This is a genomic window from Mucilaginibacter sp. 22184 (genome assembly GCF_052045695.1).
Classification (GTDB): Bacteria; Bacteroidota; Bacteroidia; order Sphingobacteriales; family Sphingobacteriaceae; genus Mucilaginibacter.
In genome coordinates this window covers 73,787-98,332 of record NZ_JBQEPI010000012.1, presented here as the reverse complement: position 1 = coordinate 98,332, position 24,546 = coordinate 73,787, and the positions used below count along the sequence as shown (strand labels likewise).

Genomic DNA, 24,546 nt, shown 5'->3' with positions numbered 1-24,546 from the left:
TATTTTATCCTGTTACTAAATTCATATCGCCCTATGATTACGATACATTGGTCTTGGAGCCACTTTAATTGGTCGAAAAAGTTTTCACTCAAATTATCAGGCATTTAGCTTTACTATAAATTAAAACTTAAAGCTATGTCAGACAAAAAAGGAACTTTCAGCTACAGACTGAACCTGGACGAATTAACTCCTGAGCAGTTATTCGACAAATTGAAAAAACTACAGAACGACGCCTTAAAAGAAGCCGGTGAATCAATTTCTGGTGGTGCCGCCGGCGATGGAAGAGTAAGCGTTATCCATGGTTCTGTAAGTGGAACTTTCAGCAAAAGCATTGTTTCAAAACCAACTGAAAGTTAAGTTGAAGGCTTTCAAACAAAAGCCCGATCTGCCTGGTAGATCGGGCTTTTTTTATTGATCAATATTTGGTTTTACTGCGCCTGTCCGGGTTCTGTAATGGTTCCGGTTCTTATGTCAATAAATCAAATTGCGATGCTTTAAAACTGATTCGTCTTGAAGAGGCATTCATTAGTCGAAAAAGTTTCATCTCAAATTATCAGTCACTTAGCTTTACTAAAAATTAAAACTTTAAAGCCATGTCAGAAAACAAAGAAACCAAAGGAACTTACAGTTTCCGCCTGAATCTGGATGAGTTAACTCCAGAAGAATTGTATGCTAAATTAAAAAAATTAGAAAACGATGCACTGAAAGATGCCGGTGAATCAATTTCTGGTGGTACAGCCACTTCGCCAGTAAGCGTGGTGCATGGCTCTGTAAGCGGAACCTTCAGCAGAGGTGCTGATTCCATGTAGTTTCCAGCTTTAACTGTAACCGACCGGTGTGGTTTATGATTGATAAACTACGCCGGTCGTTTTGTTTTATAGCTTCGCGGCTCATACACCAGTCATGATCTTTTTCTTAGTAAGTAATAACCAGGAAGTGGTTATTACCCCTTTTTTTAAACGGCGGTTCTTTCGGCAATCAATCTCCTCTCCCAAATATCTGCAACTTTCATTCGTCACCCGGCTGCTATATCTTTTGCATTGAAAAACCATAGTTGGTCGAAAAAGTTTCCTACCAAAGTATCAGGAATTTAGCTTTACTCTCAAATTAAAACTTTAAAGCTATGTCAGAAAACAAAGACACCAAAGGAACTTACAGCTTCCGCCTGAATCTGGATGAGTTAACTCCAGAAGAATTGTATGCTAAACTGAAAAAATTAGAAAACGATGCACTGAAAGAAGCCGGTGAATCAATTTCTGGTGGCGCTACTACCGAAAAGTCAAGCGTTATCCACGGTTCGGTAAGCGGTACTTTCAGCAGAGGTGCTGATTGCATGTAGTTCCCAGCATTAGCTGTAAACGGCCGGTAAGGTTTATGATTGATAAACCATACCGGCCGTTTTGTTTTTCACCATTTGCAACCTCTTCAAATGGGGCATTAATCATAAACCCCGTTGAATTATGTATTCGTCCTATAGTAGGCTCAATTAGTCGAAAAAGTTTGGGTTTCCATCAACACCCCTTTAGTTTTAATAAAAAAACCAAATCATAAAAATTATGTCAGGAGAAATTAAAGCATTAATCGGGGGGCTACATAATTTACAATTAAAAAATTATGGTTTACCCATTACCGAGCCACGCGAAAAAGTAAAAAGAAGCAGTAACTGCAAAGTAGAAAAATCAACGCGGCTGTTTCTGAAAAGGTTTCCGGGCATTGATGCCATGGGCCTTTAAAACATCGCATTCACAGCCTTAAGTGGCAAAAAAGAAAATACTAATAAACTTAATTAACAAGCGGCTATAACAACTCAGTTTATTTAAAAAATTATGCAAACCCAAGTAGCAGAAAAACCCGAAACCTTAGAGGTGGTGCATCACTCACCTAACCCATCAAACCCAACAAGCCAGGTTGATTTTTTGGTTTTAAAAATAGCCAGCAGGTGCAATCTGAATTGTAGCTATTGCTACATGTATAACTTGGGCGACAAAACGTATATGCAACAGCCAAAGTTCATGAGCGAAGAGGTTATAGATACCATGCTTGCCCGTGTTATTGAGCATGTTAAAAAGCATAATTTAACCGCTTTTGCGTTTGGTTTTCACGGCGGCGAGCCGTTGTTGGCCGGCAAGCAGTTTTTTATAAACTTTGTTAACAAAACAAACGCCCTTTTTGAAAAACATAACATTACGCCAAACTATTTTATACAAACCAATGGCGTTTTGCTTACCCGCAGCATTGGTAAATTATTTAACGAGCTGAAGATACAGATAGGTGTAAGTTTAGATGGCACCGAAGAGATCAATGATGCTTTCCGGGTTGATCATAAAGGCCGCGGAAGCTATCAAAGGGTTGTAGCCGGGATACATAAGTTAGAGGATAACAGGCATCCCGTAACTGGTAAATACAGGGTTGGTTTGTTGAATGTGATGAACCTGAACTGCGATCCGGTCGAACTATACTACCACTACGCTAACGTGGTTAATGTAGAATCATTTGACCTATTGTTCCCGATAGCCAACCATCGTGTGGGCCCATATGTACCAAGTAAAGGACCATTTTCCAAATCGCTTACCCCGTATGCCGATTGGATGCTGATCATGTTCCATCTTTGGTTTAATGATAAATCGGAATCAAGGCCGCACATCCGGTTGTTTGACATGCTGATCAAACAAGTTTTGGGCGCATCCGCATCTTTAGATTCTATTGGTAATAAAGATAACGGCCTGCTGGTGATAGAAACAGATGGAGGTATTGAACCTTCAGACGTGCTTAAAAGCTGCGGCAACGCCATCACCAAACAGGGCCTTAACGTAAAAACCAACGCGCTTGACGACGCTTTGGATAAAAAACTGGTAGCTACCTATGTACACAACGGGCAATACCTGAGCGAAACATGCAAAAGATGCCCCATTGTAGAGATGTGCGGCGGCGGTTACATGCCACACCGTTACAGCCCTGATAATGGCTTTGATAATCCATCTGTTTACTGCAAAGATCTGATCAAACTGATATCAGAGATCCAATCAACCGTGGTTGACAATCTGCCTAAAGAGATATTGGATATCTATCCGCTTGGAAAACTAAACTATACCGAAATCATCAACGAAGTATATCCTCAATCCTATGCAAGCTAAATCATTTTCTTTTGTTGTTAAAATAGCCAGCAGGTGTAACCTTAATTGTACGTATTGCTATATGTACAATATGGGCGACGACAGCTATTTGATGCAGCCTAAAAAAATGAGCGACCTTACTATCCAAAAGCTCGCGCAGCGGATCGACTCATTTTCAAAAAAGCACGAAATGCAGGCCATTTCGATCATCCTGCATGGCGGCGAACCCTTACTTGCAGGTAAAGCTTTCTTTCGCCGTTTCCTGGATATCTTCCGGGAGAATATAGCTGATCATGTGAAGATCGTTTACGTGGTGCAAACCAACGCCCTGCTCATTGATGAGGAATGGATGCAGCTGTTTGAAGAGCTGGATATTAAACTGGGCATTAGCCTGGATGGCGATAAGGAAACCAACGACAGATACCGTATTGATCATAAAGGCAAAGGATCATATGATCGCGTGATCGAAAAATACCAGCTGGCCCGCGATTCTGAATTCAGTAAAAAAGCACCGGCAGTGTTAACGGTGATCAACATCGACTCCGACCCTAAAGAGCTTTACTACCATCACAAATCCATCGGCATCGAGTCGTTTGATATATTACTGCCCGATTCTAACTGGGATAAGCTGCCACCTACACCTTCGCCAGGTACCCGGTTTTACGGTTCGCCAACCGCTTATGGTGATTGGTTGATCGCTTTGTTTGATGAATGGTATAATGACTCTAATCAAAACAAACGGCCAAAGATCAGGAAGTTTACCCAGATAGTGCAGATGGTGCTGGGCCATAAAGTTTCGGCAGATGACCTGGGCGCAGGTGATAACCAGGTTATGGTGATTGAAACCGACGGATCATACGAGGCCGGCGATTCGCTAAAAATTTGCGGCCCCTCTTTTACCAAAGCCAATACCAATGTGCATAATCACGAAATTGATGAAGGCCTGAACACCGACCTAGCCAATCTTTATTTCAAAAGCCATAATAGCTTATGCCGTGAGTGCTCATCCTGCAAAATACGGAGCATCTGTGGTGCCGGTTATTTGCCGCACAGGTACAGCACATCTAATTCATTCAATAATACATCGGTGTATTGTATGGACCTTACCAGGCTCATCAGCCACATCCAAAACAGGATCGTAGATACACTGTCGGCCGATATGGAGGATGACATCCAAATCAAAAAGTTTGACTACCTGGAAATATTTAACGACAGGCAGCCCAAGGATTTAGTAACAATTAGTATTTGACCCAGAAAATATTTGAAATCATGATTATACAAGATGGCATCAAAATTTATCCACATTTAGACTGGGAGTCTAAAATTTGGCTTAGCGAAGGAACAATGATAGCAAAGGGTACAGCATCAAACGGGATACAATACCGCGACAATGCTTTTAAACCATTAAAACCCTGGAGAAGCGCTAACGAAACCGAGAGGGAAATACTACTGGCACAAGACGGCGAAGAAGAGCCTGACTTGAACAGCGTTATCAATATTGTTAAACTGCCCGATCATGTGATTGAAGAACTGAAAGAGTATAAATTTCAAAACATCAACAGCAAATTCAAATTCAAACATTATAAGGCGCTTTACGGCGAAAAGCTGGATCAAAGCATCATTGGCCTCAATACTTATCTGAAAACATTGTTGATCGAAGGCCAGCCGGTACCGCCGCCATCGTTCGCGTTTAACCAGCCCAACCTGGAAACGGTAACCGTTTACCTCAAATTTAACGCGCTGGGTGGTCTGCATATCGATAATTTCGATGGCTTCGATATAGGCCAAACCGAACACGCAGGCCGTAGAATGTGTATCAACCTGGGCGCCGAAGTAAGGCACTTACTCTTTATCAATCAGCCCATCAATACCATGATTGAGTGGATGAAAACCAAAAAAACGGTTGTAAAGGAATATTCACAATGGAATTTGTATAACGATTTTATGCGGTATTTTAGCGAGTACCCGGTGGTAAAGATCCCTATACAACCCTATGAAGCCTATATTGCTCCAACAGAAAACATGATACATGAAGGCTGCACCGAGGGTACTACTCATTACGATGTAAGCCTGTCATACCGGGGTGCATTTAAAAACACTTGTCTTAATCCTGTATTAAACAGCACGGTTTATTAATATCAGCCATGAAACAATTAGCGGTAGTACATCCCGAATTTGAAGTTGCAAACCCGGCCAGTAAATTTGCCGTGAACTTTTTTGGCGAGCGCGTAAATTTTGTTCTGGATGATTGCTTTCCGGAAAAAGAAAACGTCGTACTGGGCGATCACGAAGTGCTGGTCAGGAAAAAGGGCTTTTCGCTCAACTACCGCGACCTCAATTTTATCATGAAAGCTTCACGGCACTTTATTAGTGATAACTGCAAAACAGCTTATTTACCCATAGGATCGGAGTTTGTGGGCGAGGTGGAACAAACCGGTCGTCTGGTTACCGGCCTGCAAAAAGGCGACAGGGTAATACCCAACTGGAATTACGAAGAAATACGCAAGCTTAAAACACGTAAACCAGGTTTAACAGCCGGCGTAGCCAGTAACTCTACCTCTAAAGAAAAAGAAATACTGCACTACCGGAAGCTTTATAAAATACCCGAAACCTTTCCGTTGGAGGTTGCCGCAGGATTTTCTATTGGTGCGCAAACCGGCATGAGCATGCTGCGTAAGGCAAAGCTCAACAGCAAATCAACACTACTGGTTACAGGTGGCTCGTCAAACACTTCGTTGTTTGTACTAAAAATGCTCCCCAACTTTAAGTATAAGCATGTTTATGTGCTAACCTCCTCTGAGCAAAAGGCACGCGAGCTGGAAAAACTGAATATTAAAAATGCCACTATACTGGTAAATACCAAATCAAAGGACGAGGACATCGACCTGTCGATCGTAAAGATCCTGAATAATAACGTTGATGCCATTATTGATCCGTTCTGTAATATATACCTTAAAAAATTGTATTACCTGCTTCGGTTCAACGGCAGATATGTGACCTGCGGAATCGAGAATAACACTTTATACAATACGCCCGATATAGATACCGAAACCATGCAATTACCCGAAAACCTGTTGGTTCATTTCATCATGAACAACATTAGTTTTACCGGGAACTGCCTGGGTACAACCCGTGATCTGGGCAAAGCTGTCGATCTTTATCTTGATGATAAGCTGAGTTTGAGCAATTACCAAAGCCTGTCCTACAAAAATGGCTCTGAGTTTTTAGAGATGTCATATAACGACGCCAACAGATTAGGTAAGGTAGTATGTATGTACGAGTAAGTAAACAAAATTAATATATTGATCATGAGCTTTAACGTTTTTCACAGCTCCCCGGTGCAGGGTCTTTCGGTTATTGAACCCAGGTTTTCATTAACACATAAAAGGCTATGGGTTTATGCTACCAAGTCGCCCATCATGTCGGCGCCATTTTTGAGCAATCTGGGTGGCGATTTAACCTGCTATGTGGGTAAAGAAATCGTAGAGAACAGGTCATTTATTATGGAGCGCAACCCCGGGCTTTTTGATCAGCGGTATCTGAACAAAACAGGATCAATATATATGCTGCCGGGCCATACCTTTATTGAAAACCAAACCACCTGGAAAGAAGAGCTGGTAAGCGAAGTTGCCGTGCCTGTTTTAGATGAGTTTAGGGTTAATAATGTGAAAGATTTTCTTTTCCATTTAAAGGAATTGAACCTGTTAGACATCTATCTGATACCCGAAGATGGTTTACTATATGGCTAATCCTGATTTTGCTTATCAATGCGATTTTTTCTCATTAAGGCTCCCCATTTTTAGCTTACAAAAAATGGAGGAGTTTCGCATTGCCGAAGCAAATGGCCAGAAAGAAAATTTTCTCATCGATCTGCTTAATGAACCTGATTTCAAAGATGGTATTTTGCTGGCATCGCCTACCGTTTATCATGAATTTACCAAGCTGCAAAACGGAGAGTTAAACGCTAAAAAAAAAGAGAAGCTATTAAAAACCCTTTATAAATATTTTGTCAGGTGCTGCATCCGCCCACTGCCTTTCGGACTTTTTGCCGGCTACGCGGCAGGCACCATTACCCCTGAGCTTACCAGCACGGCCATTAATCCTGGTAAAAATTTAAGACAACTGCGTTTATCGGGCACCCCGGTTAAAATATTGCTAAAACTGATTGCGGATTTCCTGATCAAAAACGGATATCAGGAAAAGCCAGAAACCGAAAAGCAGCAAAACTCTTTAATATTTAATTATTACCCACTTCAAGGTTTTGAGGAGGATATTAAAGATGAATATACCCTGGGTCATTTGCAAAAGCAGTTATTCGCGGTATTCTTAAAATCAGCGGAGCCCTTTAACGAGTTGATCCATCTCATAGGCCAATATCCGGGAAACGAACAACTCACCTCATTTATAAAAGATATCTACGATCTGTTACATTCAGATAAATCTTTAGTCAGCATACATGAGCAGATCTCCGCGATGTTCAGTCCTTATGATCCGGATGCCGCCTCAACAGAATACCTGCAAGCCGATCTGTTTGTAAAAGATGCCGCAGATTTAAATATCCCCAGTAAAGTAACATCAACACTGCTAACAGAAATTGAGGAATTGAATGTTTTAGGACCAGCTTATGTTAATGACGATCTGCTCCATTTCAGCACAGAATTCACACATCATTATGGTGATGCCCAGATTCCGTTATTAACAGCGCTCGACCAGCAAAGCGGCATCATTTACCCGTCCTCCAATTCTGAAAGCTGTACCTTTAATGGCTATATCTCGCCCTTAAGCCGGTCAGAAACCGTAGCAAGCCAAACTGATACTTTAAAAAACTTACGGACCAAAAAATTCACCGAGGCGCTTACCCATAACCAAACAGCCATCGAAATTACTGCCGATGATATCCAAAGTTTTAAAAGCCATCAATCGGCAGCGGTTAAAAACTTTTACTTACAGGGCAACCTCATTGCCACTTCACCGGATGAGCTTGATGAGGGAGCATTCCAGTTTTTTATCAAGAAGCAGTCGGCTCCATCAGCTTTGGCATTGGTCAGTAAATCATGCTATGGTTTGCCCGGTTTACGCGATCGCCTTTCCGACTTTATCAACCAGGAAGATGCTTTAAGTGAGGATGCTATCCTGGCCGAAATAGTTTTTATTCCCGGCGATGTTATTGACAATTCCATCTACCGGCCCATACTCAGGCGGTTTACCATCGATGTTCAGTCCGGTACATTTGGCCAGTCCGGAGAAAATATACATTTAACAGATCTGCTCATCTCGGTAAAAAACCAGGAGATCATTTTATATTCTAAAAAGTTAAACAAACGTATCATCCCGGTATTAACGTGTAATCATAATTTTTATAAAGGCCCGGCGGTTTACCGTTTCTTGAGCGAGCTGCAATATCAAAATCCTAAACAGGTATTTGCCTGGCATTGGGGCCATCTGTCAAACGAACCATTCCTGCCCCGCGTTAGCTACAAACACTTGATATTATCCAAGGCGCAGTGGCATATCAACCAGCAGGAGGTCAATTCGGTAATTGAGCAATTTGCCAATCCTGTTGATGCCCTGCATGAACTGCAGCAGAGATTCCTGTTTCCTTCGTTATTTACTATAGCCAATGATGACAGAGAAATGCTGATCGATATCCAATCGGGATTTTCCTGTTCCCTTTTCCTGGAGGCAGTAACCGAAGATGGAATTAACCTTATTGAATTTACGGGCGACCCTGCATCTACCTTATTTAAAAATCAAAAAGATAGCTTCCATCATGAGATGATCATCCCGGTATTGGATAAACGGAAAGTATTAACTAATCACGCTATAACTGATGATGAAAATAAAGTAGCCCAACAACATCCCGAATCTGATGAACACCTCCCGGAGCAAAAGGAATGGATATACTATAAAATTTATGGGCGGCCACTGGTGCTCCAACAATCACTCCAAACAATTTATTCTTTATTAAACCTCATGACCGATGAGGGTATTATTTCACAATGGTTTTTTATCAGGTATGATGACCCTTATTATCATCTGCGTTTAAGAATAAAAATGGCCTCATACGCCATGGCTAAATATGAACGCGTTATTGCCGAACTGAAGAATGTATTACAAGCCCAAATAGAAAACCACCACATCTGGGCCATGGAGGAGGATACTTATATCCCCGAGGTTGAACGCTATGGGGTAAACACCATGGAATACAATGAACAATTGTTTTACCTCGACAGCCAGGCCGCCATGCAGCTGTTCAAAAGCGGCATTAAGGCATCAAACAACTGGCTCGTCGGTATACTCAACGTAGAAACCTTACTGAATGATTTTGATTTGGATATTGCCGGCAGAATTGAGTTGTTGTACCAAATGGAGACTGATTTCTTTAAACGCACGGGTGGTTCAAAACAACTCCAGGTTTCTTTTGATACTTTATACCGAACTCATAAAAAAGGCATTGAAAACCTGATCAATGATGATGACGAATCTTATCAGGCGGTTAAAGAAATATTTAAAACCCGGTCTGCACAAAACAAGCTTACACTTGCAGCACTTGAACAATCGGCTAAGGAATATCCCGGCGATAGTAAAAAACCTTCGCAAATAATGAATAGCGTTATTCACATGGCACTTAACCGTTTCTTTTTAACCCAGCAAAACAGGAACGAGTTATTGATATATGCGTTGCTGCGCAGACACTATGTATCGCTCATTTGCAAGTTGCGTTACAATGCTAAGCAGCAATTGGATTACAGTATGTAAGGCCTGCAGATAACCTCAAATCTTATTATAGTATTTCATAAAATTATCGATCAGGAACTCCCAATGGGTTGAAGGACAAAACCCAGGTGATGTGGCTATAGTAACATCAACAATCTGCGACCGCACGCGGCTCAGTTCTTCACAAATTTGCCTGATCTCCTCTTCCAGTTCAACATGGGTAATCATATTAACCGGGGCATCATTCCTGTGATTGCCATTGAATTGGTTCAAAAAGTAATCCAGGTCGATATGCAGAAAAGTAGGATCACCGTTGAGTTCTCCTATTAACGATCTCAGATCATTACCCCGGTAATAAAACCCTTTGGCCGGCTCATCATTTTTATCAGTAACCGTTATCGAAATACGATCCTTATCCAGGTATGGAAAATCATTAATATATGATTCTACCATATTTTGCCTGGTAGGTCCATCCGGCGAAAGCTCTTTCCGCAGGTGAAAAATATTTACCCTCTCCAGGAAAAAAATAAGCGGGGCAATAAATGATCCCAGATTAATGCTTCCTTCCCGTATAAAACCGGGTATACTTTCCGGATCATCGAAATTTATCTTTTTATCGTCCGTAACCTGAAAATATTCGCCCTGCTCTTTATATACCAAAGGCGGCATCAGATCGGTATGGTCATCCAGGTGAATGATATTGATCTTTTTTACATCCGGATTCGCTTTCAAATATCTTAGCCAAAACAAAAGCGACCAGGTGTCTTCAAAACAAAGGTTATAGCCATCTTTAGCTTCATGAAAATCAGCCACATCTGATACTGACAGGTCTCTTGCCGAAAATCGGCCCAAATTAGAGGATAAGTTTTGATCAAGCCCCAGGTAACTTAACCCAGGGCCTTGCAATTTAAATTCTCTGCCTTCCTGTGTCCATTTGCAGTTTGTAAAATAACGGTTTAACTGTTGCTCAAAAGTGGCCTCTAACATGGTCATTGATAATTGGATTATATATATAGCATAAGCCGGTCTTGAACTATAAACTATATTATCTTCAAGATAATAATTTAGCAAGATATTACCATTTTATTTTATAATATTTATAGGTAATAAAATATCCGGCTCCTAAGCCAATTTAACTATTAACGATAAGCCTATTATGCCAGTGTCTCCGCACGAGTACCGCTTTAAAGAGTATGAAATAAAGCACGAGCAGGAAACTATCCGTTTCTATGTCCATACACCCGGGTTTTCTCCCGAAAAAACCACGTTTCTTTTTCTTCAAGGCTCTGGAGCGATACCCTTATGTATGGAGAATGACCAGGGGCATAGGCTAACCTTTTCGCTGCATACCAGGCCCGAGGTTATCCAAAATTTCAACTTCGTCATTATTTCAAAGGTCGGCTTTACTTTCAGCCGCCACCAGGATGCGGAGGTTCCGGGCGATTATCATCAGAAAACAAGCCTGGCTTACCGGGTTTTCCAGGCCGATGCGGTATTGCAGTATATGCAATCAAACCAATTAATTATCAATAAAAACATCCTGGTTTGCGGCCATTCCGAAGGATCGGATGTGGCCGCTAAACTGGCCACCGTCAATAAAAACATCAGCCATCTCGCGTTTTTAAGCGGCGGCGGGGCATCGCAATTTCTGGAGTACTTTCTTTACGTCCGCAAACGCATTACACGCGGGGAGTTATCATTTAAGGAAGGCCAGCAGGAGATCGACGCGCTCACCCGGCAGTTTAACGAGATCATGCAAAACCCGGCATCAACCACCAAATTCTGGCAGGGGCACACCTATCAGCGCTGGGCTACCTTTGCCGAACCGGCGCTAAAAAATCTATTACAGCTTAACATACCCATTTTTATGGCTATGGGCTCTATGGATCCAGTGGTGCACACCGAGACTTTCGATCTGATCATCAGCGAATTTCTGTTCAACAAAAAGCAAAATTTACACCATCAAATTTATGACGGGGCCGACCATGGCTTTAAAGAGCATAACGATACCGGTCCTGCCATTGATCACATACCTGCACTGGTAACCGACCTGACTAACTGGTTCAAACAAACCCTGTAACAATAACCCCGAACCAAACATGGCCGATTATAAATTTATCCCCGAACTTTTATTACGGGTGCCGCTGTTTAGTTTTGAACGTTATTCGTTGGATAAGATACAGGAGATAGCCAGCGACCCGCAATTTCAATATGCCATTTACCTGGCCAACCCGGTATTGCATCAGCTATTGCTCCATAAAAACTTTGACATCAGTTCTTTTAACGACAAGGAACTGTTAAGCATACAAAAGTATATCAATCGCGTATGTTTCAGGCCCACGCCTTTTGGCTGCTTTGCATCATCTATAGTTATTAATTGGGGTACCGATGATGAACTCCTTTTGAAGGATAAAACCCATGACCACCTTCAGCTGCTTTTAGATCAGGAGGTTGCCTTGCTGCTGGCCAAAAAACTACTTCAGGAGGTGCCCTATCCAAGACAATTATTTTTAAACCCAACTATCTATAGTTTTAAAAAAAGCTACAGATTTGTAAAAACCACCCGTCAGGAAGGGGTTTCGGCGCTATCCTTTACGCTTGATTCTATTAAGGCCAACAGGCATATTGATGGTATTGTTAACCTATTTAAAAAAGGTCCGCTGCCCGAAACTCAGCTATTATCTGTTATTGAAAACAATTGGGAGTTTAGCCAAACTGAAGCCACTGAGTTTTTGCATATGCTGCTGGCCAGCCAAATTTTAATAACACAGCTCGAACCCAATTTAGTTGGTGAAGATTATTTATACCGCCTGGTGAATACGCCACAGACAACACATAATCAGCTCTCCCTTCAATTACAGGGCTTATATAAAAAATTAAACACCGCAAAGCCGTTTGCGCAAAAACACCTCACAGAGCTTGATGATGAGATAAAACAATTGACAACCGGCAGTATAAAAAAAACCAATCTTAATTTTTATTCCAATCTGGGTCGAAAAAAACTAATAGGAAGCCTGAATATAAAGCACCAGCAACAAATTTCGGCGGCTATAGATGCCTTGAGGAGATTGGTTCCCTATACCCCGCCACAACAACTTAAAGATTTTATAACCGAATTTAAGGCCCGGTTCGACAGGCAAAAAATCCCCCTGCTTCTGGCTCTTGACCCTGATGCCGGCATAACCTACGGAAGTACTTCGGGAGCTGACAGAAGCCCCCTCCTTAACCAGGTTAAATTTAACCCGTCCGCCAAAAGTTCAACTGTTATGGAGTGGACTAAGGTTCACCAGTTACTGTTGCAGCTTTGGACAAACAACCCCAACCGAAGCACCTTTGAACCTATTGAACTAAATCCATCGCATTTAAGCGGTCTTGATATAGCCGCACCACCATTACCACCATCAATGATGGTAATGTTCAGGGAAACCGGCGATCATATCTTTATAGAAAATGCCGGTGGCTGTTCGGGTACGGCCATTATTGGTCGTTTTACCTTATTTAATGATGAAGTATTAGAATTAAGTAAACAGATAACCCAAATTGAGGAACGGGCAAACCCCGACGTGGTTTTTGCGGATATTGGCATACTCTCAGATACCCACACCGATAATATTAACCGGCGGTACCCGGTTTATGCTTATGAAATATCTGTCAATTCCGCCCCGGTTCAACCGATAGCTCACCAGATAGCCTTATCTGATCTTTTGGTATCTGTTGTAAACGACGAGGTTGTATTGCAATCCGTATCACTGCAAAAGATGGTACTGCCCAGGTTAACTTCGGCGTATAATTATGCGCATAATCATTTAAGCATTTTTAAATTTCTGTGCGATCTTCAATACCAGGGCACTCAGAATAATCTCAATTTCGATCTGGAACATTACTTTCCCGGTTTAAGGTTTTATCCAAGGGTAAGCATGGGCAACGTTATTTTGAGCGCCGCGAAGTGGTACCTGGCAACCGATGACATCAACTACCTAAACAAAGCAACGGAAAAAGAAGGCTTAAATAAAATACTGGAGATAAAACAACGGAACAATCTACCCGATCTGATCTGTTTAACCAGGGCCGATCAGCAACTTGTTTTTAATCTTACCCAAAAACAAGAAGTTTTGTTGTTATTAAACAGCATAGCGGGTGCCGAACAGGTTAAACTACAGGAATATTTTTTACCCAAGCAAGGCCAACCGAAAGTATCCATAACCGGGCAACCTATGGTTAGCCAGTTTATAACCTTTTTGTATCAAACCGATAATGTTTACCCGGTAAAATTTAGCCCCCAGCCTACGATAAGCAAAAAGATAAAAAGGGAATTTGCGCCAGGAAGTGAGTGGCTTTATTTTAAAATTTATTGTAGTCCGCAGGTAGCCGATCATTTACTATGTGATGAAATTTTACCTCTTATAACCACTATAGAAAAACGAGAGGTAAGCTCCTGGTTTTTTATCCGTTACCAGGAATCAGGGTATCATCTGCGGCTCCGGTTAAAGGTAAACCCTGCAGATGTTGGCCCGGTGATGATAAAATTAAATGATCAGCTAAATGCAAGTCTGCAAGCGCATGAGATTAAAAAGTTACAGACCGATACCTATGCCAGGGAAATAGAACGGTACGGCGCTGATATCATAGAGTTAATTGAAGATTTTTTTTGCGACAGCAGCAAACTTATCATTCATTTTATAAAGGCCCGGATGCCGTTTTATTCCCACCATAGCCTGGCTATCATTAATATGGATGAGTTACTGGCTTTGTTCATGCCATCCATAGTTGATCAAATATCATTTTTAGAATTAGTGTCTGACAGCTTTTATCAGGAATTTTCGGGTACCAAAGCCTTGAAAGTTGACCTGGATCTGAAATACCGGGAGTTAAAAAACGAAATTCAATCGCGGCTCCATGATCCTTATTGCTTTAAAACATTAAAGCTTGATAAACATCATCATGATTTTTTACAGCAGGCAAACCTGTTAGCTAAAAAAGCTGCCCGATTTGGTGCAGAACGGAAGATCGCGCTGCTTGCCGATATGATCCATATGCATTTTAACCGATTATTTACCGAGGATGAACGTGAACAGGAATATATTGTTTACCATTGTATGCTAAAGTATAAACTATCAGTAAAAGCACGATTTTAGAAAACCCGGCATTAACGTTTTTTCAAAATACTCAGATCAAGTTTCTTAAAAAACAGATCGCGGTAGGTGGCCCCTAACTGCAATAATTTTTTGTTGGTTAAAAAGATCTGGTTACCATTTATAAATTTGATCTTATTGGTGTTTACAATAAACGATTTATGGATACGGCTAAAGCTATTTTCGGGCAGGTGTAATTCTATATCTTTTAAGGTAATATAGGCTTTGTAGTCGGTATCGTTTAAGTATATGGTAATAAAATTATTGCTGGCTTCTATGTAAACAATGCTATCATGATCTATCTTGACTATTTTACCAAAATCACTTTTTATGTAAAAAAAGCCTTGTTCCGGTTCACCTGCTTTTGAACTGTCTTTTTCGGCCATGCTCCCCATTACTTTTTTAATACAGGTTAAAAACCTGGGGTATGAAATTGGCTTAAGCAAAAAGTCGAGAGCATTTTTTTCAAAGGCCTCCACAGCATGATTGGCGTACCCGGTAACAAATATGATCTTGATCTGCGGATCAAGCAGGGTTGATAGCTCCAACCCGTTAAGCATGGGCATATCTATATCCAGAAAAAGGATGTCTGGCTTCTGGTTTCTCACAGCGGCCAAACCTTCCATCGGACTGTTAGCAGTTCCTAATAAAACCAGATCAGGTGTGTTAGCGATATAATCTTTGAGCAAATCAATGGCGTGCGATTCATCGTCAATTATAAAGCACTTTATCGTGTTCATGTAAATCAATATTTAAATCAAAGGTTAGGTGTAATATAAGATATATAATTGGTGAGTAAATCAAGGGGAGCGATTTATCATCAATTATACATCACTTTATTGTGTTCATGTAAGTTTATGTTTAAGTCAATCGAAAATATGCCATCCCTGTTGTTTATCGTTAAATCATATTGACGTTTATACTGGTTCTCCAACCGGCTTTTTACGTTCACAAGGCCCAATTTATTACTATGAGGGATTGCCTGTGTTTTCCCTATTTTATTGATGGTATAAAAGCTCAGGCTGCCATTATCCAGCCCTATGTAAATCTGTACCGGAAAATCGTGATCGGATAAATTAGCGTATTTAAATATATTTTCAACAAAAGTTAACAGCACCAGCGGAATCACTTTAATACCTTCAAAATCGCCTTTTAATATCAGTTCAATACAAAGTTTATTATTAAATCTTATTTGATTTAGCTTGATGAGGTTTTCTATCGCTACTATTTCCTCTTTTAGACTAACGGTTTCATTACTCCCGGTTGATTTAAATGAGTAATGCGTTATTTCTGATAACAACATAATAACCTCTGCCGCTTCTTCCGAGGTTTTATATACCATATTGTAAATATAGTTTAGTGTATTAAATAACAAGTGCGGGTTAATTTGAGCCCTGAGCAAATTGTTATGCGTGGCCAACAGATCTTTTTCGAGCAGTATCTTCCTGCTTTCTGCTTTCATTCGCTCATTTTCGAGCTGCAGTATCCTTCGCTTATTATATACGCTGTATAAAGCAAACCAGTAACATGTGCTCAGGCCTATAAAATATATGGCCCGCCATATACTGGCTACAAAAAAAATATAGGGAATATGAATTGATCTTAAAACTTTAATGTGGAACCCATTTTCCAACATATAGTTGAGGCAATAATTAAGCGCTAAATAAACAACTATCTCTAAAGGGAGCAAGATCAGGAATGATACAAACCAGTTATGTTTCTTTTCAGAAAAATTTTTGAGCAGCACCATCGCGTTATAATAAAACAAAGCGATGTTAAGCGGATAATGCACAATCTGATCAATTAATGATAATCCGCCCGACGATAATATGATTAATACGGAGAGTTCATATATGATGAACGACCCCCAAAAAACCAAATGCCAAAAAACATGAATGCCATGGGTATTATTCACCATGCGTTTAAACTTGTTTACCATCCATTTAAAACTGTTTGCACAATAAATTTCATATTATTTAGAGTATGCTCTAATTTAAATAAAAAAAGAACCTATGAAAAAGTCCCATTCTTTAAAAACATTGATTGAAATAGAAACAGTTTTCAAATTCCAATCAGACCCGAAAGCCCTACATCTATTTCCAACCCAAACCTACACAGACACCTCATCAACGGCTACAATAACCTCTTTTCAAACTACAGGTTTTAAAAAGTTCCCTGCCGATTTAAGAATGTAGCTTTCTTAAATCATTGCCAGTTGATGAATTGGTTGAACCGTTAAAATTTAAAAGGAAAAGAACGATATATGATATAACATATACTTAACTAATAATACAATGATCAATGAAAAGCCAGTCCAGATTAATAATTGCTAAAGCCATTTGTCTGCCACCTGTTATTCATTGTTACTTTAATATATTATTACGTTGATTAAAGGGATATTTAAATAGTGACAGTTTTTACAGGTTGTCATAATTTTTCACTATTAAAAATATTTTAATAGTAATTATAAAAAACGTTTAAGTACAACCCGCTTATTTGCCGCTACTATAACAAATATATCAATCATAAATTGAATTTATAATTTATGGGTTAATATCTCCATAAATAATAACAATTCACGTATTAAAAAATAAAATAAGATAGAGCTAAAAGTTTTATTTCAATGAAAACAAACCGTTGGTTTTAACAAATTATTAATTATTTGATATCATAATATTGACGTTATGAATAATTTTTGCCCACTATCCATTATTATTGTTGAAAATGACCAGACAGATGCGTCTACATTAAAACAATATATTTCACGCATACCATTCCTGAAATTGTTAATGGTTTGCCGCACCGCTATTGAAGCGCTGGATCTGATCTATACGAAAAAACCAGATATTGTTATTGTAGATGTTGATCTGCCGATGATGTCAGGGCTGGAATTGGTCAGCGGACTGACTTCACAAAAACCGCAGATCATCCTTACAGCAGCCCATCAGCAATACGCCTTTAATGGCTTTGAACTTGATGTAACCGACTTTTTGTTAAAGCCGTTTGATTATCAGCGTTTCATTAAGGCCATTTGTAAGATTAAACAAAGGCATTATAATTTAAACAGCGAATTCAACAGCAAAGAATTGGTGCCCGCCAAACGCAACACCCTGCTGGATGACCTTAACACCAAGGTTGTTACCAAGAGTTTAGCCAAGGAGCAACGATTTATTTGGGTTAAGGTTGATAAGAAAATGATGAACCTGAACACCTCCGAAATTGTATACGTAGAAGGGCTTAGGGATTACGTAAAAATTCATTTAGCTAAAATTAACTATATAGTTAATTTAACCATGACCAAAACCGAGGAGCTCCTGGGCAACAGCAGCTTTATACGGGTAAACAGATCATTTATTATCAATAAGGCTTTTATTATTTGTGTTAAAGGCAACACTATCGAAACAAGCTTAAACAATTCGTTACCTATCGGCGTAAATTATAAAGACGCTGTAAAACAATTGGTATTTAACTAAAACTCCGGCCTTTACTAAGCCCCATTAAAACCTATTTTATACAAAAACTCCCCGGGTACTTATATCCGGGGAGTTTTGTTTATTGATCTTATTTCAAGAAGAATTTGCTTCGGAGCGTATGGCACTCAATCAAAAAGCCAAAGCCCTGTGCGATTCCTTCCCTCGGGAAGGGGAGGAAGGCGTTTATGTATTAGGCTAATTACCGCGCGTAGAAACCCCTCCCTGCCATTACACCGGCCCATATCAAAACCTTTGCTTTTATCATAGAAAGCCGCACAGCAGCCCTTTTCTTTGATATTATTTATACTACCTACCATTCTTCAACAGTCAGTACATCGGCCTGCCGCGGAAAAACTTTGTTGGTGAGTACACGATGCACTTCCTCGTCGCCGTCGGCACAGCAATCGGCCAGTACGGTTAAGCGGTAATCTTTATCGGCAGCCTCACGCAAGGTTGATAAAACCACCCCACTGGTAGATACCCCGGTAAGTACCAAATGCTGGGCGCCATAAGCACTGAGGATAACTTCCAGATCGCTGCCGGTAAACGCGCTGAAACGGCGTTTGGTAACCACAATTTCATCAGCCCGGGGTTTTAACTCATCAAGTACCTGCATAAATTCGGTCATGTTAACACTTGCAAACCGTTCCTTACTGGCAGTAAAACTTTTATTATTCGGACTAATCTCTGGTGAGCCTGGTCTAAAACCAACTACCACATAAATAACCGGAATTTTTTGTTCACGTGCTTTCGCGATAGCTTTGGCTGTATTATTCAGGATAGCTGTTGCATCGGGCAGCATGGCTTTTATACCAACCTGCATATCCATAACTAAAAGAGCTGTATTTATTTTATGCTGTTCCATTTTTGTTTTTTTATGATGATCAATTAATTTTTCTCTGGTTATGCCTTATGTTTATGTACAAAGTTTACGGCTCCAAAAATGCTCATACAGGCAAAGCCAATAAAGCATATGAGGATGGACAAGCTATCATCAACAGATACTTTGCCAAACCTGAAAAGCAGGTAACCCACTACCAAATTGAACAAGGCCCAAACTACATTTACCAAGGGAGTAGATAAACCTTTACCCGACGGTTTGGCAAAAGGTGTAGGAAAAGCATCGCCGGCGATGCCCTTAATAAAATGCGGAACAAAGTTGGCCAGGAACATGCCTGCCCAAAAGCCGCCGAAATAATGATGCCATTGCATAATAAAAATATTTTAAGTGGTTAAATGATTAAATGTTCTTCTTTAGTTTTCTCGCTCACTTTTAAAAACCCGGAAAAGCCAGCCGCTATCAAAAGAGCAGCAATTCCCTGGCAAAGCATCGTTAATGGGGCGCCTAATTTTTGGGAAACAGTACCGATAAGCAAACTGCCCAGCGGCAGCATCCCGAAGTAGGCCATGGCCACAAAACTCATTACCCTGCCCCGCATATGGGCAGCTGCTTCCATCTGGATAATGGTAATACTGGTTGACATAGGTGTAATTGACCCGAGTCCTAATACCACTGCGCATGGCAGGGCCAGGGCAAAATAATTTGTTCGTGAAAATAAGATGAGTCCTGCACCCAAAACGGTAATGCTTAGCACCAATACCATTCGTAAATTGATATCTTTTTTTGCCGAGGCCAATAAGAAACTCCCTATAAGCGCTCCTAAACCAATACAACCACTGATGTAGCCATAGGTGGCCGCGTTACCTTTAAAAATAACCTTGGCAAAAACCGGCTCCATGGTATCGTAAGGTAAAATGAGCAAACTTAAACAGAGCATCAACAATATCAGTTTACTAATAACAGGTGTTTGTTTCAGATATCTTAAACCCTCCGCCAGTTCGGAACTAACCTTTTTCTTAACAGCTGGCCTTTTAAAATCCGGAAACTTCATTAGCAGCAGGGATCCAATTACTGCTATAAAACTTACCGCGTTAATAATAAAGCAAACACCCGCGCCAAACTGCTGCAAAACCATACCTGATAAAGCCGGACCAATGAGCCGGGCCATATTAACCATAGCCGAATTGAGCGAGATGGCATTGGCCAAATCGGCCTTATCATCTACCATTTCATGTACCATGGGCTGCCGGGCGGGCACATCAAAGGCGTTGATCGTACCCAATATGGCACTAAGGGTGAGTATTTCCCAAATTACATAATGGTTGGTTAAAATTAATACCGCCAGCAATATGGCTTGCAGCATAGATGCAGTTTGGGTAACCAGCAGTATTTTATATCGGGCATACCTGTCGGCGGTAACGCCGCCCAACAACGAAAATAAAAACGCGGGAAATTGCTGCGCGAAAACAGCAAAACCAATCATGGCGGCGGAGTGTGTAAGCGAGTAGATAACCCAGATAACAGCCGTCCGCTGCATCCAGGTACCGATCTGGGAAACAGACTGACCGGCAAAAAATAAAGTATAATTTCGGTTGCGGAATGCGCGAAAGGTATTCGTGGCTTGTCTATTCTTCATATCTTCTTTTAGACATTTTTTGTCATTTTGTCGAAAATCAATCAAAAAAAATTATTTGTTTAATCCATGCATAGCCATGCGGATAAACATATCCACCGCGGGCACAGCTTTTACCGTATCATCTTCCAATTCCAGTTCGCGCTTTATTCCGCGCAGGCTGCTTAGCAACACCATAATGAGCATCTCCAATTCAGGAGCCGACATTTTGTGCAGCTCACCTTTATTTATACCCTCTGTAAGTAAGGTTTCCAACAAAGCGCTTTCCTGTGCAACTATCCGCTTGTGCAAAACAATCCTGGTTTTATTGAAATGAGACAAGGCATCGGCATCCATGCCTGCTTCGAGCGTTTTAAAAAATGCTCTTTTTTCGCGAAGTACATCGATTTTGGTGATAAAGAAGGCGCGAAGTTTTTGCTCAGTACCGGATGCCTGGTTAACAGCATGAGTCATTGCCGCCAGCATTTCTTTAATCTCTATATTAACAACCGCGTCAAAGATCTCATCCTTACTTTTATAGTAATAATAAAGCGAGCTCCGGCCCTTGCCTATGGCTTTGGCTACATCATCCATTGTCACCTTAGCCAGGCCATACACCTGGAACAGGCGCTTGGCCGCCTCCAGGATCTGCTGCTGTATTAAATCTTCTTTGGTGATACTAGCTGACATGGAAAAAATGTTAATGATGCAAAAATAGTTATTTTAGACAATTTAACAAAAAATGTTTAATTGCTTTAAATAGATGACTTTTACACTACAGGTAAGCGGCAAATGGCCGGATGGCTCCCCCTGGTCTACGCATTTTAATACACACGTCATTGCACGAAACAGAAGCCCCCTCTAAACGGCGGAGCCCTCATGTAATAATCTCCCCCCAAAGAGGAGACTTCAAAAAGAGCATTTTATAGCCCTCTCCTTTGGAGAGGGTTGGGTGAGGCTTCTCGCAATGACGCGTGGAGATGAGTAACAAGAAATTTATTGATTCAACCCATTCTTAACCCGGTCGCCTTCTTCAGTAGCTTTTGGTTCATTTTTCATGTTACCGTTGATAGACTGGTTGCCGAATGAATAGGTAAGCCTGAAATTAAAATAACGGGTATTGGTAAACTGCGACAACGAATTATGCAGATTTAAATAGTTAACCGTTAAAACATCCTTGCGGCCGCGATAAACGTCGTAGTAGTTTACATCAATGGTCAGTTTCTTTTTCAGGAGTTCTTTTTTCAAACCCAGATCAAGCGCGCTGATGGCATTAACCTGGTAAAAGTTAAATACCGATGGCGAGGTATAAAAGAAGCTGGTATTAAAATAAAAACCCGTGCTGATGGTAAACGTGCTCACAAAATTATTGGTAAAGTTTATTTTATTCCGGGTGAATGAGCTTCCTGACAGCTGCGATTCATAATGATCATGCAGTACCGTGCTTGAGTTTTCGAGCGTCCACCAGCTGGCTACTTTTAACGGAAAATTCAGATCGAACGAGATGTTCCTTTTATTATCCAGGTTAAGCGGCGAGTAGGTTAACACATTGGTTTCGGAATTGAGCACCGGCAATTGGGTAATGATATTTTTCTGAGTGCGATAACTTAATGACATATTAACGGAGTGGATAGAATACTCCAGCTTATAGTTATTATAGGTACTCGGGTTTAAAAATGGGTTACCGCTCACATAGGTATAAGGATCAATAATAAATACAAAGGGGTTCAGATCTCGGTAGCTGGGCCTGCTTATTTTTTTGGCGTATGAAAGGGTAAGCGTTTGGCTCGAACCCCATTTTTTATACAACTGCGCGCCAGGCAAAACATTGGTATAGTTTTTTGTAAAATCCTGCGATGCTACAGCCGCTGTACCTGTTGAACGGGTACTCTCTACACGGGTACCAACCTCTAACGTGGCAAAGCCAAAATCATAATCTAAATTAAAGTAGTAGGCGTATATTTTTTCGTCGTACTTAAAGTTGTTGGTTTGGCGGGCAGTGGTAACAACGGAGTTGTTTCGCAACGAGTCGCTTACCAGGCCATCTTTGGTTGTGCTGTTGTTAAATTTACCACCTATTTGCAGGGTTACGGCTTTTGACAGGGCCGTCGAGAAATCGGCGTTAACATTAAACAGGTCAATGGTCGACCGGGCATCATTGATAATGCCCGTAGTATTGCTTGGTGTATTTACATTTGAACTGATGGTATTTTGATTTTGGGTAAGATCATAACGCCCCAGGTTTGACTCCAGAGTAAACTTAGTTCCTTTGTTAAAAAGATGTTCATAATTAACCGTATAGGTGGAGTTGGTGGCATCGGTTTTAGTTAAACCCGTGGTATTGATGAGACTTACCAACTGGCTGTCATCAGCGGTATTACCCAAAAATGTTTTGGAAGCGCTGTTAGGCTCCTGCGTTGTTTTGAGGGTATTGCCCCGGTAAAACACACCAAAGGTGTTCGCGGTATCGATATAATATTCCAGTCCGGCATTATAGTATACCAGCGTGGGTTTATTTTTAATGAACGATTTGGTGTTTAGTAAATAGTTTTGCCCGTCCTGCTCATAATAACGGTTACCGGTGATATCGGTAAACGCCGGGGTCCATATCCGGCCAGCAGAGGCGGTAATGGTAAACTTTTTTTGCTTAAAGCTAAAGTCGCCGCCAAAGTTAAACTGGTTGTATTTGTTGCGGGCGTATTCTGTATACAGCGAGGTATTATAGCCTGTTTCCTTTACTTTGTTTTTAAGCACAATATTGATGATCGCTTTTCTATCTCCCTCGTATGACGAATTGGGATTGCTGATGATCTCAATTTTTTCGATGTTATCATAAGGGATGGATTTTAGCTCCTCGAGACTTAAAGGGGTTCTGCGGCCATTCAATAAAATGTCGGGTTCCACGTTGCCGTTTATTTTGAATGATCCATTGAGCAAAGCTACACCCGGCGCTTTTTGCAAAACATCAAACGCCGTATTTGAAGATGCGAAGATCTTACTCTGCGCGTTGATCTCGGTTTTCCCGGGCTTATTGGATACCAGTTGTCGCTCGGCTTTCACCTGTACCTCGCCAAGCTGATTTAAATTAGGGATAAGTTTTAATATACCTATATTCTGTACCGGTGTGGCGCCGGTAAGTTCAATACCCGCCTTGTCGAGCATTTTATAGCCCAGGTAGGATACATTGATACTGTAAGTGCCTTTTTTAAGCCCCTTGATAGTAAATTTACCCGCAGAATCTGTCTGGAGCGATTTGATATTATTAGGATCTTCGGCACTGATCAGTTTTACGGTAGCCAGTTCAACGGGGGTGTTATTGGAATTATCAACCACGGCCCCGGTTAATGTTAAATTACCCTGAGCTTTCAGGGCTGGCGAAACAAACTCAAATAGTACAATAAATAATAATGTGAGCAACCTGGTTAACTGTTTGTTCATAGATGGTATTTTATGGGGCATTATGGTAAAGTATCATTTCTTCCTAATTTAGTTTAAAGAAAATCCACCGCTTAATTTTTTCGATGAACTCACCTATAGTTTCGATATATGTTATTTTATTTATGACGAGTTTAATCAGACTTCAGGCAGGATGGATAAAAAACAGCCGTTGTCAAAATAGATTAATAAATAGGCAATATTTCATGAGCCAGGCGTCGCT

The 24,546-nt window shown here is 40.7% G+C and carries 21 protein-coding genes; 13 read left to right on the top strand and 8 right to left on the bottom strand.

Annotation, left to right across the window (positions count from 1 at the left end; translation table 11 throughout):
- Nucleotides 1-135 precede the first annotated feature (135 nt).
- From ACTJKG_RS24250 to ACTJKG_RS24205, 10 genes are all read left to right on the top strand, one after another.
- Nucleotides 136-357 carry a hypothetical protein gene (locus tag ACTJKG_RS24250; protein ID WP_172337763.1) on the top strand — a complete coding sequence of 74 codons (222 nt, stop codon included), beginning with the start codon at nt 136-138 and terminating at the stop codon, nt 355-357.
- A gap of 236 nt (nt 358-593) precedes the next feature.
- Entirely contained in the window at nt 594-809 is a 216-nt protein-coding gene (locus ACTJKG_RS24245) for a hypothetical protein (RefSeq protein WP_172337764.1), read from the top strand.
- Nucleotides 810-1,123: 314 nt separating this feature from the next.
- A complete protein-coding gene (locus ACTJKG_RS24240; RefSeq protein ID WP_172337765.1) occupies nt 1,124-1,339 on the top strand; it encodes a hypothetical protein in 216 nt (71 codons plus the stop codon).
- Between the two features lie 217 nt (nt 1,340-1,556).
- The gene (locus ACTJKG_RS24235; RefSeq protein WP_172337766.1) at nt 1,557-1,733 is read left to right on the top strand and encodes a hypothetical protein; all 177 of its coding nucleotides are present in this window, start codon (nt 1,557-1,559) and stop codon (nt 1,731-1,733) included.
- Between the two features lie 93 nt (nt 1,734-1,826).
- The gene (locus ACTJKG_RS24230) at nt 1,827-3,134 is read left to right on the top strand and encodes a radical SAM protein (protein WP_172337767.1); all 1,308 of its coding nucleotides are present in this window, start codon (nt 1,827-1,829) and stop codon (nt 3,132-3,134) included.
- Nucleotides 3,124-4,362 carry a radical SAM protein gene (locus ACTJKG_RS24225; RefSeq protein ID WP_172337768.1) on the top strand — a complete coding sequence of 413 codons (1,239 nt, stop codon included), beginning with the start codon at nt 3,124-3,126 and terminating at the stop codon, nt 4,360-4,362. Before ACTJKG_RS24230 ends, ACTJKG_RS24225 begins: the two co-directional genes overlap by 11 nt.
- 20 nt (nt 4,363-4,382) lie before the next feature.
- Nucleotides 4,383-5,249 (top strand): hypothetical protein, encoded by an 867-nt coding sequence (locus ACTJKG_RS24220; RefSeq protein ID WP_172337769.1) that lies wholly within the window; start codon nt 4,383-4,385, stop codon nt 5,247-5,249.
- An 8-nt stretch (nt 5,250-5,257) separates the two neighbouring features.
- Nucleotides 5,258-6,397: an MDR/zinc-dependent alcohol dehydrogenase-like family protein gene (locus ACTJKG_RS24215; protein ID WP_172337770.1), complete on the top strand. Its 1,140-nt coding sequence runs from the start codon at nt 5,258-5,260 to the stop codon at nt 6,395-6,397.
- Between the two features lie 24 nt (nt 6,398-6,421).
- Entirely contained in the window at nt 6,422-6,862 is a 441-nt protein-coding gene (locus ACTJKG_RS24210) for a hypothetical protein (protein WP_172337771.1), read from the top strand.
- Between the two features lie 64 nt (nt 6,863-6,926).
- Nucleotides 6,927-9,872, top strand: coding sequence for a lantibiotic dehydratase (locus ACTJKG_RS24205; protein WP_440740632.1), 2,946 nt, complete (start codon nt 6,927-6,929; stop codon nt 9,870-9,872).
- A gap of 15 nt (nt 9,873-9,887) precedes the next feature.
- On the opposite strand, the gene ACTJKG_RS24200 is transcribed toward ACTJKG_RS24205, so the two are convergent.
- Nucleotides 9,888-10,823 carry a hypothetical protein gene (locus ACTJKG_RS24200; RefSeq protein WP_440740631.1) on the bottom strand — a complete coding sequence of 312 codons (936 nt, stop codon included), beginning with the start codon at nt 10,821-10,823 and terminating at the stop codon, nt 9,888-9,890.
- 163 nt (nt 10,824-10,986) lie between these two features.
- Between ACTJKG_RS24200 and ACTJKG_RS24195 the strand changes: the two genes are divergently transcribed.
- On the top strand, nt 10,987-11,910 hold the full coding sequence (locus ACTJKG_RS24195; protein WP_172337774.1) for a dienelactone hydrolase family protein: 924 nt from the start codon (nt 10,987-10,989) through the stop codon (nt 11,908-11,910).
- A gap of 19 nt (nt 11,911-11,929) precedes the next feature.
- The gene (locus ACTJKG_RS24190; RefSeq protein ID WP_172337775.1) at nt 11,930-14,965 is read left to right on the top strand and encodes a lantibiotic dehydratase; all 3,036 of its coding nucleotides are present in this window, start codon (nt 11,930-11,932) and stop codon (nt 14,963-14,965) included.
- Nucleotides 14,966-14,976: 11 nt separating this feature from the next.
- On the opposite strand, the gene ACTJKG_RS24185 is transcribed toward ACTJKG_RS24190, so the two are convergent.
- Complete coding sequence (locus ACTJKG_RS24185; RefSeq protein ID WP_172337776.1) at nt 14,977-15,702, bottom strand: LytR/AlgR family response regulator transcription factor; 726 nt, start codon at nt 15,700-15,702, stop codon at nt 14,977-14,979.
- Between the two features lie 80 nt (nt 15,703-15,782).
- On the bottom strand, nt 15,783-16,901 hold the full coding sequence (locus ACTJKG_RS24180; RefSeq protein ID WP_172337777.1) for a sensor histidine kinase: 1,119 nt from the start codon (nt 16,899-16,901) through the stop codon (nt 15,783-15,785).
- A 745-nt stretch (nt 16,902-17,646) separates the two neighbouring features.
- On the opposite strand from ACTJKG_RS24180, the gene ACTJKG_RS24175 reads away from it, so the two are divergent.
- Entirely contained in the window at nt 17,647-18,435 is a 789-nt protein-coding gene (locus ACTJKG_RS24175) for a LytR/AlgR family response regulator transcription factor (RefSeq protein WP_440740630.1), read from the top strand.
- 310 nt (nt 18,436-18,745) lie between these two features.
- Here ACTJKG_RS24175 and ACTJKG_RS24170 read toward each other — a convergent pair whose 3' ends face one another.
- From ACTJKG_RS24170 to ACTJKG_RS24150, 5 genes are all read right to left on the bottom strand, one after another.
- Nucleotides 18,746-19,300: a cysteine hydrolase family protein gene (locus ACTJKG_RS24170; RefSeq protein ID WP_440740629.1), complete on the bottom strand. Its 555-nt coding sequence runs from the start codon at nt 19,298-19,300 to the stop codon at nt 18,746-18,748.
- 38 nt (nt 19,301-19,338) lie between these two features.
- Nucleotides 19,339-19,647: a hypothetical protein gene (locus ACTJKG_RS24165; RefSeq protein WP_440740628.1), complete on the bottom strand. Its 309-nt coding sequence runs from the start codon at nt 19,645-19,647 to the stop codon at nt 19,339-19,341.
- Between the two features lie 20 nt (nt 19,648-19,667).
- Nucleotides 19,668-20,912 (bottom strand): MFS transporter, encoded by a 1,245-nt coding sequence (locus ACTJKG_RS24160; protein WP_440740627.1) that lies wholly within the window; start codon nt 20,910-20,912, stop codon nt 19,668-19,670.
- Between the two features lie 51 nt (nt 20,913-20,963).
- On the bottom strand, nt 20,964-21,578 hold the full coding sequence (locus ACTJKG_RS24155) for a TetR/AcrR family transcriptional regulator (RefSeq protein WP_172337783.1): 615 nt from the start codon (nt 21,576-21,578) through the stop codon (nt 20,964-20,966).
- Between the two features lie 306 nt (nt 21,579-21,884).
- Nucleotides 21,885-24,326, bottom strand: coding sequence for an outer membrane beta-barrel protein (locus tag ACTJKG_RS24150; protein ID WP_440740626.1), 2,442 nt, complete (start codon nt 24,324-24,326; stop codon nt 21,885-21,887).
- Nucleotides 24,327-24,546 lie beyond the last annotated feature (220 nt).